Genomic DNA, 4,908 nt, shown 5'->3' on the forward strand with positions numbered 1-4,908 from the left:
CCTCTCGGAGGGCGCGGCGCGGCTCGCCGACGCCTGCGCGGGCCTCGACGGGAAGGTGCTCGAGCAGCTGCAGCGCCAGATCGACGAGAAGCTCGGCGCGGGCTTCACGCCGCACTCCTTCGTCGACCCCGCCAACACAGAGGTCGGGCGCGTCCAGTTCACCTACGTGGTCGACGGCGTGAGCGAGCCCGAGGCGCCCGCGGCGCCCGAGCGGCAGCCCGCCCAGGAGTCCTTCCTCGACCGCCTGCTCGCCGTCTTCAGGTAGCGCATCGGCGCCCGCCCTCCCCTGCGGTGCCGATGCGGCGGGGCTTCGGCGCGCGGAGGCGGCGGCGCCCGTGCCCGGGCGCGCATACGGAGAAGTTCTGCAGCGCGCGCCCGGGCGGTATACTCAGGTTCGAAACCGCTCGATACCTGCAGAAAGAACGATATGAACGACGATGTGGAACGCCTTGCCGCACCGCGGCGCCCCGAGCTGCTCGCCCCCGCCGGCGGCCCCGAGCCCTTCGCCGCGGCACTCGCCGCGGGGGCGGACGCGATCTACTGCGGCATGGGCTCCTTCAACGCCCGCCGCAAGGCGGAGAACTTCACCGACGGGACCTTCTCCGACGCATGCCGCGCCGCCCATCTCGCCGGGGCGCGCGTCTACGTGACGGTGAACGTCGTCATCAAGGACACCGAGATGGCCGACGCCCTCGAGCTGATGCGCCGGTGCGCGCGGCTCGGCGCCGACGCCTTCATCATCCAGGACTGGGGTCTGTTCTTCGAGGCGCGCCGCCTCATGCCCGAGCTCGAGCTCCACGTGTCCACGCAGGCGAACGTCCACGACCTGCGCGGCGCCCGGTGGTGCCGTGAAGCCGGCGCCGACCGCGTGACCCTCTCCCGCGAGCTCTCCGTCCCCGAGATCGCCCGCATCGCGCAGGCGGGCATAGACCTCGAGGTCTTCGCCCACGGCTCCATCTGCTTCTCCTATTCGGGGCTGTGCCTGCTGTCGAGCTTCGCCTGCTCCGGCCGCTCGGCCAACCGCGGCATGTGCGCCCAGCCCTGCCGCCTGCCCTACGAGCTGCTCGACGCCGACGGCTCCCCCATCCCGCTCGCGGGCCGCGACCGCGCGCTCTGCCCGCGCGACAACTGCACCGCCGACATGCTGCCCGCGCTCCTCGAGGCCGGGGCCGGGGCGCTCAAGCTCGAGGGGCGCATGAAGGCGCCCGATTACGTGCACTCCGTGACGCGCGCCTACCGCGAGGCGCTCGACGACGCGCTGTCCGGCCGGCGCGCGGGCGACGACGAGCTCGCCGACCGCGCGCGCCGCCTCAAGCGCTGCTTCAACCGCGACTTCACGAGCGCCTACCAGCACGGGACCTCGGGCGACGAGATGATGAGCTACGAGCGCTCCAACAACCGGGGCCAGGTCGTGGGCGAGGTGCTCGGCAGCCGCCCGGCCCGCCGCGACACGCGCGGGCTGCACCCCGACGACCGCCGCGTGCGCGCCGCGGTCGTCCGCATCGGGCTCGACGAGCCGGTGGGTGCCGGCGACCTGCTCGAGCTGCGCCATGCCGGCGAGCCCGACCGCTTCCTCACCGTCATCGCCCCCGCCGACGCGCGCGCCGGCTCCGTCATCGAGTGCCGGGCCGCCCGCGCCATGCCCGCCGGCGCGACCGTCCGCCTCATCCGCAGCCAGGCGGCGCTCGACGAGGCGGAGGCGGCCCTGCACCGCGAGGTCCCGCGGCGGCGCGCGGTCGACGTGCGCGTGCGGGCGCGCATCGGGGAGCCGTTCGCGGTCGAGCTCTCCTGCGCCGACGACCCCGCGCTGACCGCGCGCGCGGAGGGCTTCGCGGTGGAGCCCGCGCGCACGCGCCCCGTCACGCGCGACGACCTCGTCGAGCACGTCGGCCGCATGGGGGGATCCCCGTTCACGGCCGCGTCCTTCGAGGTCGAGCTGGACGAGGGCTGCGGCATGGGCTTCTCGGCCGTCCACCGGGTGCGCGCCGAGGCGTGCGCCGCGCTCGAGGACGCCCTGCTTCGCGGCTACCGCGCCCGCTCGGAGCGCCTCGCCGCCCTGCCGGCGTTCGAGGGCACCGCCCTGACCGCGGACACGGACCCCCGCCCCGCGCGCGAAGCGGAGGCGCCCAAGCTCTGCGCCGTCGTCGCCGACCCGCAGGCGGCGGATGCGGCGCGCGGGGCGGGCGCGACGCGCATCTACATGGCGGTCGACGCGCTCGCCGCCGCGGGCATGGGCCCGGATGACGCGGCCGGGGCGGGCATCGTCCCCGTCCTCGACGAGGTGAGCCGCGAGGCGGACCTCGCACGCCTGGACCCCTGGGTGCGCGCGGGCGCCCCCGTGGCCGTGGGGACCGTCTCCGAGCTCGCGCTCGCCGCCGGGCTCGGGGCCCGGGCGGAGGTCCGCAGCTGCCTCCCCGTGCACAACGTCGCCTGCATCCGCGCCCTCGAGCGGCACGGCGCGCACGGGTTCTGGCTCTCCCCCGAGCTCACGCTCGACGAGGTCGAGCGCATCGCGCCGCACGCGGCGACGCCGCTGGGCATGGTCGTGTCCGGGCGGCCCCGCGTGATGACGAGCGAGCACTGCATCCTCCAGGTGGCCGGCGCCTGCATCCACGACTGCCCGCGCTGCCGCCTGCGGGAGCGCTCCCTCTCCCTGCGCAACATCGACGGGCGCGTCCTCCCCGTCCGCACCGACGTCCACGGCCGCTCGCGCCTCTACGCCGACCGCCCGCTCGACCTCGCCCCCCAGGCGGGCCGCCTGCTCGCCGCGGGCGTCACCCGCTTCGCCGTCGACGGGACCCTGCTTCCCGCCGACGAGGTCGCCGGGCTCGTCGCCCGCATGCGCCGCGCCCTCGACGCGGCCCTGGCCGGGCGCAGGCCGCCGGCGCGGCTCGCCGGCGCGCAGGCGGGCTGCCTGTTCGTCGGGGTGGACTGACATGGGCGCCCCCGCTGGCGGCGGGGCCGCCGACGCGCCCCGGATCCTGCTGGAGACCGACCGCCTCGTCGCCGTGGACAAGCCCGCCGGCATCATCGTCCACGGCGACGGCACGGGAACCCGCAACCTCACCGACCTGCTCCGCGCCCGGATCGCCGAACGGGGAGGCGACGGGTCCGCGCGCGCCGGGGAGCTGCAGCCCCTGCAGCGGCTCGACCGCGACACCTCGGGCATCGTGCTGTTCTCCGCCACCAAGGCGACCCAGCCCGCCTACGACCGGCTCATCGCCGAGCACCGCATGGAGAAGACCTACCTCGCCATCGCCTGCGGCGTCCCCGCCTGGGACGAGCGCACCCTCACCTGGCCCATCTGCCGCGACCGCCACGACGCGCGGCGCATGAGGACGGGGCGCGCCGGCAAGCCCGCCGTCACCCATGTCCGCGTGCTCGACGCGCGGCGCAGCCCCCAGGGCCCGCTCGCCCTGCTCGAGGTCCGCATCGAGACGGGCCGCAAGCACCAGATCCGCGTGCACCTCGCCCGGGCCGGCCTGCCGATCGCCGGGGACGCGCTCTACGGGAGGGCGGACGGCGCCGGCCTCATGCTGCATGCGGCGCGCCTCTCCTTCGCCGACCCCGTCGACGGGGCCGCGATCGACATCGCCTCCCCCGCGCCCGAGCGCATGCGGGCCCTGTTCCCCCGGACCCTGCGCGCGCGGTAGCCGGGCGCCGCCCCGCCGCCGCGCCGCGGCGCAGCCCCGCAGCCCGTCGCCCGCCGCGGCGGGCGCATCACCAGGGCTGGGCGCTCACCTCGATGCTCGCGTACGGCGGCGCATCGAACAGCGGCACCTCGAAGGGGACGGTCCCGCCCTCCGCCGGGAGGTCCGTGAACCCCGAGTCCCCGTACACGATCGCCCCCTGCTCGTCGCGCAGGATCACGCTGACCAGCACCATCGAGTACTCCCAAGGGGTCGGACCGCTCCCGGCGTCGGCCAGCCTCAGCTCCCCGACCGCCTTGAGGCTCCCGTACCCGTCGTCCACCGCCCGCACGTCCGTCGCCTCGAACCGCGCCGCCGAGCCCTGCGCGCCCGACAGCTGGTAGCCGGCGGGCTCGACGGCCTCGAACTCGACCGTGCTCACCGCGGAGCCGTCCCCGGCGATCCCGCCGTAGGACAGGGTCTCCCCCGGCATGATGGAGACCAGCGCCATCGTGGAGGTGAAGACGACCGACCCCTCCCCGTCGCGCCCCGTGATCCGGAACTCCGGGAAGTCGATGCGCGTCCGCCCCCCGTCGTTCGCGAGGCTGATGCCGTAGTGGATGTAGCCCCCGGAATCCGCCGTCCAACCGGACTCAGCCACGCGCAGGACGGGAGCCTCCGCGGGGGAGGCGGGCGACGCGTCGGCAGACGACCCGTCGGGGAGCGCTCCCTCCCCTGCGGTCGACCCCGTCCCCGCGGGCGCCTCCGCCTCCGAGGAGGCCGGGGACGACGGGTCCCCGCCCTGCCCCCGCAGGGCGTCGGACGCGGGCCCCAGGAGCGCGAAGGCGAGCCCCGCGGCGGCGACGCCCAGAACGGCGGCGAGCGTCGCGACGGGCAGGAGGCCCGATACGGACCGGCGCGCATCGGGCCGGGCCCCGGGTTCGGGCACCGCCCCGTCCCGGGCGCCGCCGGCCGGCGCGTCGCCCGTGACGCCTCCCGACGGCTCCGGGAAGGCGCATGCGCCGTCCGTCGCGGTCGGTCCAGCCGATGCCGCGCGCACCGCCTCGGCGAACGCGTCGGCGGTCCGGTAGCGCGCGCTCGGCTCGAACGCGCACGCGCGCTCGACCACGCGGCGCAGGGCGGGGTCGACCGTCTGCGCGTCGGCGAGCAGGCCCTCGAAGGACCCGTCGTCCGGACGCACCCCGACCAGCAGGTAGGCGAGGACCCGTCCGAGTGAGTAGACGTCCGAGCGCTCGTCGGCGGGGGGGGGGCCGGGCGG

3 protein-coding genes and 1 pseudogene are annotated in these 4,908 nt (G+C 76.5%); 3 read left to right on the plus strand and 1 reads right to left on the minus strand.

All coding sequences use genetic code 11. The features are described 5' to 3' along the window. From PHA29_RS06345 to PHA29_RS06355, 3 genes are all read left to right on the plus strand, one after another. Nucleotides 1-265, plus strand: a 265-nt coding sequence (locus PHA29_RS06345; protein WP_270848711.1) for a hypothetical protein, incomplete at its 5' end; no start/stop codon positions are given. A 162-nt stretch (nt 266-427) separates the two neighbouring features. Continuing rightward, nucleotides 428-2,935, plus strand: a complete 2,508-nt coding sequence (locus PHA29_RS06350; protein WP_270848713.1) for a U32 family peptidase — start codon at nt 428-430, stop codon at nt 2,933-2,935. A 1-nt stretch (nt 2,936) separates the two neighbouring features. Beyond that, nucleotides 2,937-3,653 carry an RluA family pseudouridine synthase gene (locus PHA29_RS06355; protein ID WP_270848715.1) on the plus strand — a complete coding sequence of 239 codons (717 nt, stop codon included), beginning with the start codon at nt 2,937-2,939 and terminating at the stop codon, nt 3,651-3,653. Between the two features lie 67 nt (nt 3,654-3,720). On the opposite strand, the pseudogene PHA29_RS06360 reads toward PHA29_RS06355, so the two are convergent. Continuing rightward, nucleotides 3,721-4,908 (minus strand): annotated as a pseudogene (locus PHA29_RS06360) (hypothetical protein); the annotation flags it as partial.

Origin of the sequence: Candidatus Collinsella stercoripullorum, from assembly GCF_027669965.1 — a bacterium.
In the GTDB taxonomy this organism is placed as follows: domain Bacteria; phylum Actinomycetota; class Coriobacteriia; order Coriobacteriales; family Coriobacteriaceae; genus Collinsella; species Collinsella stercoripullorum.

Bases quoted from the DNA above. Each gene is read 5' to 3' on its own strand.
- PHA29_RS06350 (WP_270848713.1), top strand. From the start codon at position 428: ATGAACGACGATGTGGAACGCCTTGCCGCACCGCGGCGCCCCGAGCTG.
- PHA29_RS06355 (WP_270848715.1), top strand. From the start codon at position 2,937: ATGGGCGCCCCCGCTGGCGGCGGGGCCGCCGACGCGCCCCGGATCCTG.